Below are 15,256 nucleotides of genomic sequence, written 5' to 3'. Positions count from 1 at the left end.
AACGACCTGCTGCGCCAGCGAGCAGGGGCTCAGTTCTTCTCCTCCATATCTGCTCCATCCGGTGGGCTGCGGACGAAGGTGTCCTGCGCGCCCAGCACACGTCCGTCCTGGGCACGAAGCTCGAGCCGGCGCACGGGCAGGGTGGTCTTCTTGTCCACCAACAGCACATGGGCTTCGTCCGGCTCGAAGAAGAAATCCTCTCCCCATTGCCGCAAGGCCACCAGAACCAGGAATAGGCCGCGGCCCTTCTCGGTCAGGACGTATTCGTGATGGGGACCGCCGTCACCGGCGGGCGCCAGATCCATGATGCCGTGGGCCACCAGGTTGCGGAGCCGGGCCGAGAGGATGTTCTTGGCCAGGCCAAGGCTCTTCTGAAACTCGCCGAACCGACGCAGGCCATCGAAGGCGTCGCGCACGATCAGCAGCGACCACCAGTCGCCGATCGCATCCAGCGGCCGGGCGACGCCGCACGCAGATTCCCGGTGGCTTACCCGCTTGGCCATGGCACTCGCCGATCCATCCTTGTTCGTGCCGAGGGGACGGCTCGACTGTCACGCATCGAAACGCGCTCCAGCCGTTCTCGGCTTGTCCCTCGAACTCATAGCATATCGGTTGCAAATTAAAACTGCAGGATTTAGTCCTGTCATGGTTTCAATCTAAAACCATGACAGGAGATATTCCCAATGATCGAGGCGGAAGCGACCTTCGACGGCACCTTTCCATTCGCTCCACACTTCACCAATGCCGCTGGTTTTCGAATGCACTATGTCGATGAGGGCCCCGATGATGGCGAACCCGTCCTGTGCCTGCATGGCGAGCCGACCTGGGGCTATCTTTTCCGCCATCTGATTCCCGTTTTAAGCCGGACGCATCGGGTGCTCGTTCCCGATCATATGGGTTTCGGCAAGAGCGGGACCCCGGCAGGCCGCAGCTATTGGCTTCAGGACCACATCGACAATCTCGAGCGCTTCGTCCTCGCGCTCGACCTCAGCCAGATTACCCTCGTCATGCATGATTTCGGCGGCCCCGTCGGCATGGGCCTTGCCGCCCGGCAGCCGCAGCGGATCCGTCGGATTATCTCGGTCAATGGACCGACGCCCTTCGGGCAAGCCGATCTCGTCGAGCGCCTCACGGCCAATGCACAAGCGGCGCCCTGGTTCCAATGGATTGCCCGGGCTCATGCCGGGGGCGTGTTGAGGAGCGTGCTCGACCAGCTCGGCTTCAACATCCTGAGCACACTGAAGCTCAACGGTTTCGAGAACAATGCCGTCATCACCGACGCATGGCTCTCGGCCTATGGCGCTCCTTTTTCAGATCCGGCTGAATGCGTGGGTGCCATCGGCTGGGCAGAGGGTTTTGCCCTAGGCGCCCACCGTTTCGAGCAGCCGGGCCCAGTGGCCTTCGAGATCATCCGCGACAAACCCGCCTTGGCGATCTGGGGCGAAGCAGACCGCACATTGCGGGCAGCGCATTTCCTGCCCTTGTTCTCCGAACTCTTCCCCCAGGCTCCCGTCGAGCGGCTCGCCGGAGTCGGGCATTATTGTTTCGAGGACGCTCCCGATGTCATCGCCGATCTGATCTGCAATTTCATTCGCCGGTCGTGATTTGACGCAGGAGGCCTCGGTGAGAGGCTGAATGAGTGGGCGATCCGGAAAGGCAGGATAGCATGATCGCCCAGGCGGGAAGGCCTCTTATCGAGCGCTTGGCGACCCGGTTTGCGCCTGGAGCAACTGCATGGCGAGGCGAGTTACGTCCTGCAGGCGCTCGCGCGATACGCCGTCCCGCGCCTTGAGCGACAGGCCATGCATCACGGTGGCGAAAGTGTCGCCGAGGGCGCGGGCATCCGCCTCGGGCCGCAACTCGCCCTCGCGGATGGCGCGATCGAGCCGTCCGGTGATCGCATCCGTCTGAGCACGGCGGCGCTCGGCCAGCCAGTCGCCTATCTTCGCATTCTCGGTCGCGCAATTGGTGGCAGCAGTGACGACCATGCAGCCCCAAGGCTTTCCCGGCCGCGTATAGGTGTCCACCGCCTCCCGAAAGATCCGTTCGGCGGCCGCCAGGGCCGTCGGCTCCTGGGCTAGCGCCCGTTCCACGAAGCCGCCTTCTTGCGCTTCGTAAAGCGCGACCGCTTCCCGGAACAAATCCTCCTTGGAGCCAAAGGCGGCATAGATGCGCGCCGAGGCGAGGCCAAGTTCGCACACGAGGTCGGCCATGGAAGTTCCCTCATAGCCACGGCTCCAAAAGACGTCACGTGCCTTTGCCAGGGCCTCGCCACGATCGAACTCCCGAGGGCGCGCCATCGAAGCCTCCATTCTTGACCAATCGACAAATAATTCTTCACGAGCCACATGGCAAGCCGGGCGCCTGCAGGCACTTTTTCCGGACGACAGACGTTCGGCGCGTTCAGCCTGCATATCGAGGTCAAGCTGCTGGGGTGAGCGTCAGGACGTTTTTTGAATGTTTGACATAAGGAATGCCATGGAATAATTTGAAATATATGAATTAAATTATATTTTTTATTGAGCTTCATCCGACGGGACGATAAGGGCGAGGTACAATCCGGCATGATAGGCTCGATCGGTTCTGCCGGTCAAATACCGCAATGAGGAATCAGCATGCTTACCAGCCAGATCAGGCCCTTCCTGCCGTTCATACCCGTTGCCCTGCTGGCACTGACGGCCTGCGCTTCCAATGCCGCACAGCCGGGGCCATCTTCATCTTGCGTGGCGGAGGCGGCGCAGCGCCTGGTCGGCCAGCCCAAGCCGGCGGACGATGAGGCCAGGAAACTGACAGGCGCCCAGATCGTGCGCCAGATCAAGCCGGGCCAGGCCGTCACCTTCGATTTTCGTCAGGATCGGGTCACTATCACCACCAACCCGGCGACCGGGCGGGTGGTCAGCGCCAGTTGCGGCTGAGCGACTGCCCATCCCCACCGGCCAGGTTCCTTGTTCAGGGTGGCCCGGTCACATCCAGCTTCTGCCGTCGCCGCTGGAGCAGCCATAGGGCGGCAGGCGGTCCCCGAAACGCTTTTGCAACTGATAGCAGCCCCATTTGCGCAGGGCCATCGGCATGCGGCTGTTGAGCTCGATGCCCACTTCGTCGAGCGGGTCCTTGGCAGCCGTCACATAGTCGTACCAGCGATAGCCGGCCGTGCCGACGATGGCGATGACGGCCACAGCCACGATCATGATGAGTTTTCGCAAGATCAGCATATTCGATACCTCAAGCAGGGCGCGTTCAGAGCTGGAGGCATGTTTGCTCCAGCTCCTTGTTTCCAAGCCAATCCGACGGATTGGCTTGAGCGTCTTTGCGATTTGACGGAATCGCAAAGACGCTTCAGGGCGTGATGGCATCCTACTGGAATGAACGGAATTTCTGCTGGAGAGCCATCGCGGCCTGTCCCTTGGCGTTGAAATCGTCGAGAAGCGGCTGCAAGGCCGACAGGGTCTTCTGATCCTTGGCGGTGATCATCATGCCGCTGACCTCGAGCCTGTCCTTATTGCCGGTGATGAAATCGGCGAGCCGCAAGGCAGCAGTGGTCATGTCCTGGACCGGCGGCAACATCTGCTTGACGTTCCTTGCAACCTCCGTCACGTCCCGCTCATAGGCCTTGTCGAAGACGGCCTTGAGATCGTCCGGCTGCTTGAGCTGCGCCTTGGCAGCGTCGGCCTTGGCAAGGGCCTGGTCGATGGCGCTGCCGAGCTCGCCGACAAGATTGTGCACGGCTGCCAGATCCTCGCGCCGCGTCGCCAGATCGCTCATCGAGCGAATAGAGCCCTTGGCCATGATGGCGCCGAAGCGCTGCTGTAGATTGCCAGGCTCACCCGTCGGGCCTGCCGCGAAGTCGGTGATGATGGCGTAGTCCTTGACGTAGGGGCCGAAGGCGTCCTTCTGGTTGCCGCTCAATTGCGGCACATGGGCGCCGGGCTTGTCGAGAATGCGGGTTTGCAGGAATTCGATGAATTCCTTGCGCTGGCTGGGTTCCTGGTCGCCGCAGGCGGAAAGGGCAAGGCAGAGTAGAACACCCACAAACGCTATGGGTCGGGCAAACACATTCATACGATCGATTCCAGGCAATTCGAATTGCGTGATTTGATGAGCGATTCCAGCAAGAACATTGAAATCATGACGATTTCCAGCTTTCCAACAGCATGCCGAAGCCAATCGAAGAAAAGCAAGGACAAGAGGAAGGCAGGATAAGTATCTCAAGAGCAAAGCGCGTTCATGGCTGGCGCTCGTCAGCTTTAACGCCTTGTTTGGACGCATCTTTGCGATTCTGGGCGGGCTCGCCGAACCGAAAAATGCTTTAGCATGCCGCACCGTTCATTCAAGCCTTGTGCACGACTAGATCGATCTGCGCCCTCCGGCGATCGGCGAAGTCTGGGCCGAGGTGCCCCGAAATTGTTCATTGAAGAAAATCATATTGAGGCTTCCATGCGCGACGATACGGCTCCGACATTTCTATCCTCGACGGTCTCAGCTCCCGCTGCGTATTTCCTGCGCGAGATCTGGCAAGCCGTCGGCGGAGATCCTGCGCATCTCAGCCATCTGACGATAGAAGGCGCCGGTGCTTTGCCCTCGACATTCCACGTTACCGATCTCGCCGGCGCGGCGGTGGCCGCCGCCAGCCTCTCTGTCGCCGAACTGGCGTCGTTGCGACAAGGCAAATTCCCCGCCGTGCAGGTCGATCGGCGGCTGGCCTCGTTCTGGTTCCTCACCACGCTACGGCCGCAGGGATGGTCGATGCCGCCGCTATGGGATGCTGTGGCCGGCGATTATAGGGCGGCAGATGGCTGGATCCGGCTGCACACGAATACCCCGCATCACCGCGATGCAGCCTTGGCTGTCCTGAGGACGCATGCCGAACGCGAGGCGGTGGCTGCCGCCGTGAAGCAATGGCAGGCGACGGCCCTGGAGACGGCCATCGTGGCGAAGAATGGCTGCGCCGCCACCATGCGGACGCTCGAGCAATGGGCCGATCATCCACAGGGAAGGGCCGTCAATGCCGAGCCGCTGCTGCATCGTAGCAGCACCGCTGGCGGTGACAGGCCGCACCTGCCGCTGTCGGCAGGTCGGCCTTTGCAGGGCATCCGCGTACTGGACCTGACGCGCATTCTTGCCGGTCCCGTTGCGACGCGCTTCCTCGCGGGCTTTGGGGCCGAGGTTCTGCGCATCGATCCCCCGGGCTGGGAGGAGCCGGGCACCGTGCCCGAGGTCGTGCTCGGCAAACGCTGCGCCCGGCTCGATCTGAAGAACCCCGACGGTCTGCGCACGCTGGAGCAACTGCTCGCGCGGGCGGACATCTTCGTTCACGGCTATCGGCCCGACGCGCTTGCCCGCCTAGGGCTTGATTCGACGCGCCGCCGGCAACTCAATCCGGGGCTGGTCGATGTGTGCCTGGACGCCTATGGCTGGAGCGGCCCCTGGAGCGGACGGCGAGGCTATGACAGCCTGATTCAGATGAGCACGGGGATTGCCGATGCAGGCATGCGCGCGGCAGGGCAGGACCGCCCGACACCGCTGCCCGGGCAGGCAATCGACCATGCCACGGGCTACCTCCTGGCCGCCGCGGCCGTCCGGGGGCTGGTGGAACGGCTGCAGACGGGGCGGGGATGCAGGATACGCGGATCGCTCGCGCGCACCGCGCGCTTGCTGGTTTCAGGTAGCAACCAACCGGACGACGCCGAAGCGCCGGCGCCCGAGCAACCTTCCGACTGGTCCGACCTCGTCGAGCAGACCGTTTGGGGACCGGCCCGCCGCATCCGCCCGCCCGTTGCGATCGCGGATATCCCAATGATGTGGGATTTGCCCGCGCCGAAGTTGGGATCTTCAGCGGCGGCCTGGCTGGCCGACAAGGCCTGACCACGCACCCGCAGCAGCGCCGCTCATGTCTGAACGCCCCCGCTCCTTAGGCCGTGGCTCTAGGACTTGGCCAGGGAAGCGCGTTTTTGTGCCGGGTGATTCCAATAGGTGGTCTGGCCCTGATAGGCTGTGACCCCGGCAATGGCCGTGGTCACGAGCGCCGCGGCGAGCGTCGCTACGATACAGACGGCGAAATAGTGCTGGCGACGAGCGATCCCCCGGCGGGCCTTCCTGGCCCGGGATTTTCCCTCGATAAGGTCCAGCAATGTTTCTTTCCGCACCAAGATTTCGCCCTCGAACTGTCGATATGACGTAACGACAAGGCAGGACGCGATCAGACCTGTCAGTGCGATTTCGCACATTGCGATCATCATCTGGCCGCAATGGCTGAAAAGGGGAATGAGGCCGGCGCGACGACCGTTGCATACGGGGTTGCCGTCGGAACCCGCGAGGAGGCGGGTTCCGTAAACGGCCGTCAAAAGCCCATGCCGCCGCCTCCGGGCATGGCTGGCGGCGCCTCCTTGTCAGGCAGCTCAGCCACCAGAGCTTCGGTGGTGATCAGCAGGGCGGCGATTGACGCCGCCCCCTGCAGGGCTGTCCGCACCACTTTGGCGGGATCGATCACGCCGGCCCGGACAAGATCTTGGTATTCACCCGTGTAGGCATTGTAGCCCCAACTATAGCTGTCCTTTTCCAGAAGCTTGCCGATGATGATGCTGGCATCGGCGCCGGCATTCGCCGCGATCTGCCGCGCCGGCACTTCGATTGCGCGTCTGACGATATCGATGCCGGTCTTCTGGTCGCTATTGCCCGGCTTCACGCTGTCGAGGGCGCCGAGCGAACGCAACAGGGCTACGCCACCACCGGGAAGAATGCCTTCTTCCACGGCCGCGCGGGTGGCGTGGAGTGCATCGTCGACCCGATCCTTGCGCTCCTTGACCTCGACTTCGGTAGCGCCGCCGACCCGGATCACCGCCACGCCGCCCGCCAGCTTGGCCAGGCGTTCCTGCAGTTTCTCCCGGTCGTAGTCAGAGCTGGTCTCCTCGATCTGCGCCCGGATCTGGGCGACGCGGGCCTGGATCTCGGCCTTCTTGCCAGCGCCGTTGACGATGGTGGTGCTTTCCTTCTCGATCACCACCTTCTTGGCCTGCCCAAGCATTTGCAGGTCGATATTTTCGAGCTTGATGCCGAGATCCTCGCTGACGACGCTGCCGCCGGTGAGAATGGCGATGTCTTCCAGCATGGCCTTGCGGCGGTCACCGAAGCCCGGCGCCTTGACGGCGGCAATCTTCAGCCCGCCGCGCAGTTTGTTCACCACCAGCGTGGCGAGTGCCTCGCCTTCCACATCCTCGGCGATGATCAGCAGGGGGCGGCCACTTTGCACGACGGCTTCGAGCAAGGGGAGCAATGCTTGAAGACTCGAGAGCTTCTTTTCATGGATGAGGATGTAGGGATCTTCGAGGTCGGCCCGCATCTTCTCTGCATTGGTGACGAAATAGGGCGAGATGTAGCCCCGATCGAACTGCATGCCTTCCACCACCTCGAGTTCGGTGGCCAGCGCCTTTGCTTCTTCGACGGTGATCACGCCCTCATTGCCGACCTTCTTCATCGCCTTGGCCAGGAACTCGCCGATCTCCGCATCGCCATTGGCCGAGATGGTGCCGACCTGGGCGATTTCATCGTTCTTGGTAACCTTGCGAGCGTGCTTCCGGAGATCGGCGACCACGGCTTCCACTGCCATGTCGATACCGCGTTTGAGATCCATCGGATTCATGCCGGCGGCGACAGCCTTGGCGCCCTCCCTGACGATGGCCTGGGCCAGAACGGTGGCGGTGGTGGTGCCGTCACCAGCCGAGTCCGAGGTTTTGGCGGCGACCTCGCGGACCAATTGGGCCCCCATATTCTCGAACCTGTCTTCTAGTTCGATTTCCTTGGCGACGGTCACGCCATCCTTGGTGATGCGGGGGGCGCCGAAACTTTTTTCGATGACGACATTCCGGCCCTTGGGGCCGAGCGTCACCTTGACCGCGTTTGCAAGCACGTCCACGCCTTGCAGCATCTTCTCACGTGCTTCGGATGAGAACTTCACGTCCTTGGCAGCCATGACAATTCCTCCTTTGACTGGCTCGACGTTTGGCAGAAATGCGCCTTTTCGCGCCAACTTCTTGTTTTGTCGTGTTTTCTTAATCGAAAAGTCTATCAACTTTTTCGGAAAACGCTCTAGCCCAAATATGAACCTGGCTTCTCTCCTGTTCCAGCTCTCAACATTGCTGCGACGGAAGAGCAAACGGGCCGGAATTATCCCTTGGCGCCGGCAAGAGGGCGTTGCAAATGTCGGAAGGGGCCGCTTTTTGCACGGTTGCGGGAATGCCCTGCAGCAGATCTTGGCTGCGCCGCGAGGGTCCCTCTCCATTCGATCGCAGGTGCGGTCGTCGAGTGGATACGTTGCCGGAAGCGCACCTGAAGGTGCAATGATCCTGCAAGGAACCCGGTATAGTGGATATTGTCGGTGGGAAGAGGACGATATTTCGCATTCCACCCGATCTGGCGGTTTGCCAAGCACGGTCGAGGGTGTAATGCTTGCCGCGTTCCACGACTCGCCAACAAGCATACATTCCTGAATGAAACCCCCCTCCAAGCCTTTCTTTGTCGAGGTCAGGCGATCGCGATCGACTCCGACCCAGGCCTCTCCACCCCCGCGACAGACGTCGTCCTGGGAGGATACGCCTGAGCCTGCGAGTTCGCGATCCAGAGCTTGGCAACATGCTGAGCAATTCTTTCAGCCTCGACCTGCCGACCCTGGGGCCGAGCGCCCAGAGCCTGCTCCTCTGGAGCCTGTGGCTGTTCCCGCTCAGGCCGCAGTCGAGCAGAAAAGCGAGGCCGAGGTTTCGCCGCGAGTCGAGGCTCGTGGTGGAGAGGAAGGCAAGAACGGCGCCAAACGCGGCCGGAAGGTCGCCAAGGTCCCGGCGCTTGAACCGGAGGAGGCGAAGACTTCTTCGGTAAAAAAGGCGCGCAAGAAAAAGGTGCCACGGGAAGATTCCGTTTCCGTGCAATCGCAGCCATCAGCCTCTCGGCCGGAGGAGGCCAGCACGGTCCTGCATAAGGCGCCTTCTGCTTCGAGTTCATATCTGGACGGCACCGCCGCCGAGGATGAAGCCGAGGTGGGCGGGCGAAAGCCCCTGTCGGCGCGCGCCGCGCGCTCCGCAGCCAAGCCTGCAGAACGCTGGACTTGCCGGTTGCGGCATGTCCGCCGGAGTCTGGGCGCGGGCCGCATCGGATAATTGCGTCCGCAACACACTTCCAGTCTCGCCAAAGGCATCGCCTTTCGACTGACGCTGTTGGTACGACCGTCTGCCTGCCGGGCGATGCCCGGGCCTGCGTGCATTCAGCGCGGAGGGTAAAGGCGTTGGCTGTTCGGCAAAGCGGGAGCTGAAGGTGTACACGGAACAAGGCATTCTCAAAGTCTCGATCGCCGTCACGATTTTCGTGGCCGGCTTCGGCGTCGTGTTCGGCCTGCTTTCCGGCTCCTTCTCCATCGTCTTCGACGGCGTCTATATGCTGGTCGATGCCAGCATGAGCGGCCTTGCGCTGATCGTGGCGAGCCTGATTGCGACCAATTCGTCTCCCGCCACCGCCGTGGGCAAGCTGCATGAGCGCTTCACCATGGGCTTTTGGCACCTGGAGCCGATGGTTCTCGGCCTCAACGGTGTGATGCTGATCGGAGCGGCCATCTATGCGATGATCAATGCCATTGGCAGCCTGATGGTCGGTGGCAGGGATCTCCAATTCGGATATGCCATCCTCTATGCAGCCGTGGCCTTGGCGGCCTGCGTCGCCATGGCCGTGGTCGAGACCCGCATGAACCGGACCATTCGCTCCGATTTCGTGGCGCTCGATGCCAAGGCCTGGATCATGTCGGCCTCGATCACCGGGGCGCTCCTTCTGGCCTTCTGCATCGGCTATGCGATCGAAGGGACCCGTTTGGACTGGCTCACGCCCTATGTCGACCCCGCGGTCCTGCTCCTGCTTTGCCTGGCCATCATTCCTCTGCCGGTTTCGACCGTCAGGCAGGCCCTGTCCGAAATCCTTCTGGTGACGCCATCCTCTCTCAAGGACCATGTCGACACAGTGGCCAAAACCTTCGTCGCCAAATATGGCTTCCTGACCCACAAGGCCTATGTCGCAAAGGTCGGCCGAGGCCGGCAGATCGAGCTTTATTTCATCGTGCCGGCTGGCCGGCCCGCCATGCGCCTGGAGGAATGGGATCGGATCCGTGACGAGATCGGCGAAGCGATTGGCGGGGAGAGCCGGGATCGTTGGCTGACCATCGCCTTCACCACCGATGTCGAATGGGCGGTGTAAGGCGGGCCAAGGTCGCCAGTCTGACCTCCAACCTCGCTGAGGCTGTAATTTCTGATAGAAATTTTATATATATCAAATTTTTATGGTTATTTTCTAAAGTAACACAGAAGGGAGGTTAAGGCAAAATCTTAGCCTTGAGCCATAGGAAGAGGGGCAGACGCGTCCACTGATTGAGGCGATCCGTATTCGCAATGTCGGGAACGGGCTCACGCAGGGCCGTGATCGCCAAGCCCGCTTGCGAGAGCGCGGCGACATAGTCCTCGAGCGGCTGCGACCAACCGGCGAAGTGCATGCGAAGGCCATCATGCTCCTCTTCGCCCTCGAAGCGCACGCGGCCGTAATAGCTGCCCTCCAGGACGAAGGGCGCATCGGGTGCGGGGCCGGCGAAGTGACCCCGATCCCGAAAGGGATGCACCAGTGAAATCAGGAACTCGCCGGCCGGCTTGAGGACGCGCCGGGCTTCGGCAACGGCCGCAGGGACATCCTCGACATCCATCAGGACGTTGTAGGCCACGACCAGATCGAAGCTCGCAGCAGCGAAGGGCAGGCGAGCAGCACTGGCGACGGCATAAGCGTCGGCCGATTCCGCTTCCCGGGCAGCATCGACCATGGGCGCCACGGCATCGGTTGCCGTTACGTGATAGCCCAGCTTGCGCAGTTCGCGGCTGACCCGCCCTTCACCGCAGCCGATCTCCAGAGCCTTGCCCTGGCCGGGGCCGATGAATGCGAGCAGTGACTGGCGATAGGCCCAGAAGGCGTCATGTTCGGGCGAGCGCGGCCAAGCGATCCATTGCTGGGCGACACCGGTCCAATGGGCTTCGTCCGATGAACGGTCCATCTTGTCTCACTCCGATCGGATTGCGATGATTCGAAGCGGCGAACCTAAAGCAAGGCGCGTTCAGGCGGAAACGGCCTTTGTCCGGGCCTTTGTTTCGAGACGTCTTGGTGATTCCCGATCGTCACGTCGAACCGCGAGATGCTTTCGGAGAGTGCCCACAGCGCGCGCAAAAGACCATTGCCGTCTCCAGGCCTTTCCCGCGAGCCGAGCGGCAAACCAGCGCGGTTGCGGTACCACTCGACGAAATTGCTTGCGGGCATGCCGGCGCTCGGCGCAAGGACAGGCGCGAAATGGCCGGCCGTCATATGCTCCACGATGGAACGGTCAGGTCTTGGTTACGATCGAGGTCTTGGCCATGATTGAGGTCTTGACCCCGATATTGCTTGGAGGCGGGGGTCCATGGTTCAGGTCATCAGGCAATCGAGCGATGTGCTGGTACTCGGTGCCGGCATCATCGGTGTCTCGATTGCTCTGCATCTTCAGAAATTGGGACGATCCGTCATTCTCGTCGACCGGCGCGCCCCCGGCGAGGAAACCAGCTACGGCAATGCGGGCCTGATCGAGCGCGCAAGCGTCATTCCCTACGGCTTTCCGCGCGAGCTCTCGACGGTTCTCCACTATGGGCTGAACCTTTCGGCGGATGTGCGCTACCATTGGCGCTTCCTGCCCAAGGCCCTGCCGTGGCTCGCGCGTTTCTGGTGGGAATCCTCTCCCAGGCGGCTGCGCCAGGCTGCCCTCGACATGCTACCTTTGATCGAGCATTCGGTCGATGAGCATGCCAAGCTGATGGCCGATGCCGGCATTTCGGAACAATTGCGACCGACCGGCTGGATGGAGGCCTATCGCACCACCGCGGCCTTTGAAAAAGCCTGTTCGGCGGCCAGACAGCTCGACGAATTCGGCCTGCGCTACGATCTGCTTGGCGCTTCCGCTCTGCGCGAGAGAGAACCGAATCTTGCGGGGGTGTTCGCAGGCGCGGTGCATTGGCGCGATCCGGCCACGATTGCCGATCCCGGTCGGCTGGTGAAGGATTATGCCGCGCTTTTCAGCCGCAATGGCGGTAACTTCGTTGAAGCCGACGCGACCGCCCTGCGCCAAGAGGAGGACGGCTGGAGCCTGGAGAGCCCGACCCGACACTATCATGCGCGCGAGGCCGTCGTCGCCCTCGGGCCGTGGTCGGACCGGCTCTACACGAAATTCGGCTATCGCATGCCGCTCGCGGTCAAGCGCGGCTATCATGTGCATTTCAAGCCGGCTCCCGGCGCCGTACTCAATCGACCTATCGTCGACATCGAGCGCGGTTATCTGCTGGCGCCGATGACCCGCGGTATCCGACTGACGACGGGAATCGAGTTCGCCTCACGCGATCACGCGCCGACGCCGGTGCAGCTCGACCGGACCGAACCTCATGCCCGCGAGGTGTTTCCGCTCGATCAGCGCGTCGAGGCCGAGCCCTGGATGGGATCGCGCCCATGCCTGCCGGACATGCGTCCCGTGATCGGCCCGGCACCGCGCCACAAGGGTCTTTGGTTCGCCTTCGGCCACAACCACCATGGCTTTACGCTCGGCCCGGCCACGGGGCGGCTGCTGTCGGAAATGATGATGGGGCTGCCCACTTTTGCCAATCCGGCTCCCTTTGCGATGGGTCGATTCGGCTGAAGGCGACGGCCAGCCGGCGCGTTCAGCCATGAGCGCGCTTTGCCCCAAGCGACATGGTGGTGCGGATCTTGGTGAAGAGGGCGGCCGGCAGAACCGGCTTGTGCAGCAGGGGAATGCCGCTGGCCTCCGCTTCGCGCAGCCGTTCAGGCGCGGTATCGCCAGTGATGAGAATGGCAGGCAAGCCGGGGATTTGTTCCCGCAGGATCGCGATCGCCTCCGCGCCGGTCCGCTGCTCGCGCAAGCGGTAGTCGCAGATCACCAGATCCGGCGCCAGACGGCCGAGGCAAAGCCGCGCCTCCTCGATGCCTTCTACCGCCTCACACTGCGCTCCCCAGGTTGTGAGCAGGCGCAGCATGCCTTCCCGGACGGCTTCGTCGTCGTCGATGACGAGGATCCGGCATGGCGCGCCCAACGCCGTGTGTTCGGCTAAGGATTCGGACGGCGCGGGATCTGCAGGCATACCCGGCTGCCCTGTGGCGAGCGGCAGCACGAGAGCGAATTTGCTGCCGCGGCCGACCACCGAGCGAAGCCGTAATTCATGATTGGCCGCCCGGGCGAGCCGCTCGGTAATGGCCAATCCGAGTCCAAGCCCCTTGCGGCGGTCACGCTCGGGGTTGCCGAGTTGATGAAACTCGCGAAAGATCTCCTGCTGATTGTCGGCGGCGATACCGATGCCGCTGTCCCAGACCTCGACATGCACCTGATCGAAACGGCGCCGGCAGCCGATCAGCACGCCACCGCGATCAGTATAGCGAATGGCGTTGGAGATCAGATTGCGGAGGATCAGTTCAACCAGCGCTGGGTCCGATTCCACCACGACATCGGTATCGCGCTGGCGGTAGACGATGCCTTTTTCATCCGCCGACGGGGCAAGTTCAGTGCCGATCCTGTTGAGCAGGGGCTGGAGTTCGAAACAGCGCTTGCTCACCGTGACCACGCCGGCTTCGAGCCGCGAGAAATCGAGAAGCGTGTTGAGCATGTCGCCCGAGGCGCTTGAGGCGGCGCGGGCATTGTCCAGGATTTCGCGTTGCTGTACCGTCAACTGGCCGCGGGCGAGCACCTCCAGGAACAGGCCCTGGGCATGGATGGGTTGGCGAAGATCGTGGCTGGCGGCGGCCAGGAATTTCGATTTCGCCTGGTTGGCCGTTTCTGCCTCGAGGCGAGCAGCCTGGGCGACCGCCGTCTCCTGGCGCAGGCGCTCCACCAATTCGTTGTTGTCGAAACGCAGCTCCACCATTTTTTGGAAGGTCTGCGAAGCGCTTCGCGCCGAAGCGATGATGGCGATGCAGAATAATATGCTGCCGATCGCCATGCCCCAATACATTGGATCGCCAAGCGTGATCAGCTTGAGGGCCAGCAGGGCGATGAACACGACCGAATAGCCGACAAAGGCCGGCAATACGGGAGCCATGAAAGTGAGGGAGCCGGCCTGGATGCCGGCCATGAAGCAGATCAGCAACGCTATGGCGAGCGGAGAAGCCTGATCGAAGGCGATCCAGGGCAATATGCCCCGCAAGACGCCGATCGCCGTGGCAAGGATGATGGTATAGCGCTGATAGCGGCCGACCTCGGCAACGGGATCCGGGCTGTCGCGAAAGCGGCTGGCGAGCAGGCGCAAAAAGGGCACGGGGAGAAAAGCGCAGACCGCCCAGATTGCCAAGGGAAGCACCGGAGCATCCAGGGCGAAGATGACGGCCATCGCCGCATTGCCGATGCCGCCGATGATGAAGGCGAACGGCGCCGTGCCGAGCATGAAGCGAAGCTGCTCCGCAGCAATGCGAGCTGGGACTGGCTTGAACCAGGGAACCGCCATTCAGCGCATCAAGCCACGTTCGCGGGCCACGGCCACGGCCTCAGCCCGGCTCGCCACATTGAAGGCGGCCAGCAATGCCTGGACATGCACGCGCACGGTATTTTCCGACAGGTTGAGGTGCCGCCCGATCACCTTGTTGGAATAACCCCGGCCCAATTGGTCGAGAACCTCGTATTGACGCGGCGTGAGCTGGGCCTGGCTTCTGGCGGCGGAGTGGGCAACCTCGCTGGGCGGCATCTCTCCCCGCAGGGCGCCTTCGACGGTGGCGACGATACGATCGGTCGGCTCCGCCTTGGACAGGAAGGCCGCGGCGCCCTTGGCCAGCGCTTCCGCCCGGGTGTCGACATCGTCATGCGAGGTGAGGATGATCACCGGCGCGCCCGGCCAGCGTCGCCTGAACACCGCAAGCCCTTCCATTCCGCTCAGGCCGGGCATCTCGATATCGAGCAGCACCGCATGGGGCCGCACCTGATCCTCGGCGATGGCCTGGGCGATCGAGCCGGCTTCGCGGATCATGGCATGCGGCAACCCCTGCTCCAGCACCAGGCGCAAGCCCGCGCGCAGGAGCGAGTGATCGTCGATCAGGAGCAAGTGCAGCGGCGATGGGGCGTGCATGACACCTCACTCTAGGCCAGTTGCCGAGCTTAGACCATTAGTCCATGCAGACTAGTCCAAGACAGACTATGGAAAAGGCTCTAAGAAGTTTCTAAAGTCGCTTTGAC

At 62.4% G+C, this 15,256-nt stretch carries 16 protein-coding genes; 6 read left to right on the top strand and 10 right to left on the bottom strand.

Translation table 11 applies throughout. The features are described 5' to 3' along the window. Positions 1-29 precede the first annotated feature (29 nt). The gene (locus ACZYTC_RS25760) at positions 30-503 is read right to left on the bottom strand and encodes a winged helix-turn-helix transcriptional regulator (protein WP_441770722.1); all 474 of its coding nucleotides are present in this window, start codon (positions 501-503) and stop codon (positions 30-32) included. Positions 504-683: 180 nt separating this feature from the next. Here ACZYTC_RS25760 and ACZYTC_RS25755 point away from each other — a divergent pair, with 180 nt between their 5' ends. Next, on the top strand, positions 684-1,604 hold the full coding sequence (locus ACZYTC_RS25755; protein WP_488990883.1) for an alpha/beta fold hydrolase: 921 nt from the start codon (positions 684-686) through the stop codon (positions 1,602-1,604). Between the two features lie 87 nt (positions 1,605-1,691). On the opposite strand, the gene ACZYTC_RS25750 is transcribed toward ACZYTC_RS25755, so the two are convergent. After that, positions 1,692-2,300, bottom strand: coding sequence for a TetR/AcrR family transcriptional regulator (locus ACZYTC_RS25750; protein ID WP_488990882.1), 609 nt, complete (start codon positions 2,298-2,300; stop codon positions 1,692-1,694). Positions 2,301-2,615: 315 nt separating this feature from the next. Here ACZYTC_RS25750 and ACZYTC_RS25745 point away from each other — a divergent pair, with 315 nt between their 5' ends. Beyond that, positions 2,616-2,915: an I78 family peptidase inhibitor gene (locus ACZYTC_RS25745; RefSeq protein WP_488990881.1), complete on the top strand. Its 300-nt coding sequence runs from the start codon at positions 2,616-2,618 to the stop codon at positions 2,913-2,915. 48 nt (positions 2,916-2,963) lie between these two features. Here the strand turns inward: ACZYTC_RS25745 and ACZYTC_RS25740 are convergent, their stop codons facing one another. Together ACZYTC_RS25740 and ACZYTC_RS25735 are read right to left on the bottom strand one after the other, a co-directional pair. Further along, the gene (locus tag ACZYTC_RS25740) at positions 2,964-3,212 is read right to left on the bottom strand and encodes a hypothetical protein (protein ID WP_434960758.1); all 249 of its coding nucleotides are present in this window, start codon (positions 3,210-3,212) and stop codon (positions 2,964-2,966) included. Between the two features lie 142 nt (positions 3,213-3,354). Beyond that, the gene (locus ACZYTC_RS25735) at positions 3,355-4,059 is read right to left on the bottom strand and encodes a DUF3053 family protein (RefSeq protein ID WP_441770725.1); all 705 of its coding nucleotides are present in this window, start codon (positions 4,057-4,059) and stop codon (positions 3,355-3,357) included. Positions 4,060-4,434: 375 nt separating this feature from the next. On the opposite strand from ACZYTC_RS25735, the gene ACZYTC_RS25730 reads away from it, so the two are divergent. Next, positions 4,435-5,862 (top strand): CoA transferase, encoded by a 1,428-nt coding sequence (locus ACZYTC_RS25730; RefSeq protein WP_488990880.1) that lies wholly within the window; start codon positions 4,435-4,437, stop codon positions 5,860-5,862. A gap of 59 nt (positions 5,863-5,921) precedes the next feature. On the opposite strand, the gene ACZYTC_RS25725 is transcribed toward ACZYTC_RS25730, so the two are convergent. Further along, positions 5,922-6,341 (bottom strand): hypothetical protein, encoded by a 420-nt coding sequence (locus tag ACZYTC_RS25725; RefSeq protein ID WP_488990879.1) that lies wholly within the window; start codon positions 6,339-6,341, stop codon positions 5,922-5,924. Further along, positions 6,338-7,966 (bottom strand): chaperonin GroEL, encoded by a 1,629-nt coding sequence (gene groL, locus ACZYTC_RS25720; RefSeq protein WP_488990878.1) that lies wholly within the window; start codon positions 7,964-7,966, stop codon positions 6,338-6,340. The genes ACZYTC_RS25725 and groL overlap by 4 nt, the downstream gene beginning before the upstream one ends. Before the next feature lie 733 nt (positions 7,967-8,699). On the opposite strand from groL, the gene ACZYTC_RS25715 reads away from it, so the two are divergent. Further along, positions 8,700-9,143 carry a hypothetical protein gene (locus ACZYTC_RS25715; protein WP_454817917.1) on the top strand — a complete coding sequence of 148 codons (444 nt, stop codon included), beginning with the start codon at positions 8,700-8,702 and terminating at the stop codon, positions 9,141-9,143. A gap of 154 nt (positions 9,144-9,297) precedes the next feature. Continuing rightward, positions 9,298-10,224 carry a cation diffusion facilitator family transporter gene (locus ACZYTC_RS25710; protein WP_488990877.1) on the top strand — a complete coding sequence of 309 codons (927 nt, stop codon included), beginning with the start codon at positions 9,298-9,300 and terminating at the stop codon, positions 10,222-10,224. A gap of 115 nt (positions 10,225-10,339) precedes the next feature. On the opposite strand, the gene ACZYTC_RS25705 is transcribed toward ACZYTC_RS25710, so the two are convergent. Both ACZYTC_RS25705 and ACZYTC_RS25700 read right to left on the bottom strand, forming a co-directional pair. Next, positions 10,340-11,062, bottom strand: coding sequence for a class I SAM-dependent methyltransferase (locus ACZYTC_RS25705; protein ID WP_488990876.1), 723 nt, complete (start codon positions 11,060-11,062; stop codon positions 10,340-10,342). A 44-nt stretch (positions 11,063-11,106) separates the two neighbouring features. Continuing rightward, positions 11,107-11,367, bottom strand: coding sequence for a hypothetical protein (locus ACZYTC_RS25700; protein ID WP_488990875.1), 261 nt, complete (start codon positions 11,365-11,367; stop codon positions 11,107-11,109). 94 nt (positions 11,368-11,461) lie between these two features. Between ACZYTC_RS25700 and ACZYTC_RS25695 the strand changes: the two genes are divergently transcribed. Beyond that, positions 11,462-12,721, top strand: a complete 1,260-nt coding sequence (locus ACZYTC_RS25695; protein WP_488990874.1) for an NAD(P)/FAD-dependent oxidoreductase — start codon at positions 11,462-11,464, stop codon at positions 12,719-12,721. 22 nt (positions 12,722-12,743) lie between these two features. On the opposite strand, the gene ACZYTC_RS25690 is transcribed toward ACZYTC_RS25695, so the two are convergent. Next, positions 12,744-14,534 (bottom strand): ATP-binding response regulator, encoded by a 1,791-nt coding sequence (locus ACZYTC_RS25690; protein WP_441770731.1) that lies wholly within the window; start codon positions 14,532-14,534, stop codon positions 12,744-12,746. Continuing rightward, complete coding sequence (locus ACZYTC_RS25685) at positions 14,535-15,149, bottom strand: response regulator (RefSeq protein ID WP_434960768.1); 615 nt, start codon at positions 15,147-15,149, stop codon at positions 14,535-14,537. It abuts the gene before it with no gap. Positions 15,150-15,256 lie beyond the last annotated feature (107 nt).

This window comes from Labrys sp. F242 (genome assembly GCF_057813875.1).
Note: the sequence above shows the minus strand (reverse complement) of the source record. Positions and strands in the feature narration are given on the sequence as shown.

Bases quoted from the DNA above. Each gene is read 5' to 3' on its own strand.
- ACZYTC_RS25750 (WP_488990882.1), bottom strand. From the start codon at position 2,300: ATGGCGCGCCCTCGGGAGTTCGATCGTGGCGAGGCCCTGGCAAAGGCA.
- ACZYTC_RS25755 (WP_488990883.1), top strand. From the start codon at position 684: ATGATCGAGGCGGAAGCGACCTTCGACGGCACCTTTCCATTCGCTCCA.
- ACZYTC_RS25690 (WP_441770731.1), bottom strand. From the start codon at position 14,534: ATGGCGGTTCCCTGGTTCAAGCCAGTCCCAGCTCGCATTGCTGCGGAG.
- ACZYTC_RS25735 (WP_441770725.1), bottom strand. From the start codon at position 4,059: ATGAATGTGTTTGCCCGACCCATAGCGTTTGTGGGTGTTCTACTCTGC.
- ACZYTC_RS25730 (WP_488990880.1), top strand. From the start codon at position 4,435: ATGCGCGACGATACGGCTCCGACATTTCTATCCTCGACGGTCTCAGCT.
- ACZYTC_RS25760 (WP_441770722.1), bottom strand. From the start codon at position 503: ATGGCCAAGCGGGTAAGCCACCGGGAATCTGCGTGCGGCGTCGCCCGG.
- ACZYTC_RS25700 (WP_488990875.1), bottom strand. From the start codon at position 11,367: ATGACGGCCGGCCATTTCGCGCCTGTCCTTGCGCCGAGCGCCGGCATG.
- ACZYTC_RS25705 (WP_488990876.1), bottom strand. From the start codon at position 11,062: ATGGACCGTTCATCGGACGAAGCCCATTGGACCGGTGTCGCCCAGCAA.
- ACZYTC_RS25740 (WP_434960758.1), bottom strand. From the start codon at position 3,212: ATGCTGATCTTGCGAAAACTCATCATGATCGTGGCTGTGGCCGTCATC.
- ACZYTC_RS25695 (WP_488990874.1), top strand. From the start codon at position 11,462: ATGGTTCAGGTCATCAGGCAATCGAGCGATGTGCTGGTACTCGGTGCC.
- groL (WP_488990878.1), bottom strand. From the start codon at position 7,966: ATGGCTGCCAAGGACGTGAAGTTCTCATCCGAAGCACGTGAGAAGATG.
- ACZYTC_RS25745 (WP_488990881.1), top strand. From the start codon at position 2,616: ATGCTTACCAGCCAGATCAGGCCCTTCCTGCCGTTCATACCCGTTGCC.
- ACZYTC_RS25685 (WP_434960768.1), bottom strand. From the start codon at position 15,149: ATGCACGCCCCATCGCCGCTGCACTTGCTCCTGATCGACGATCACTCG.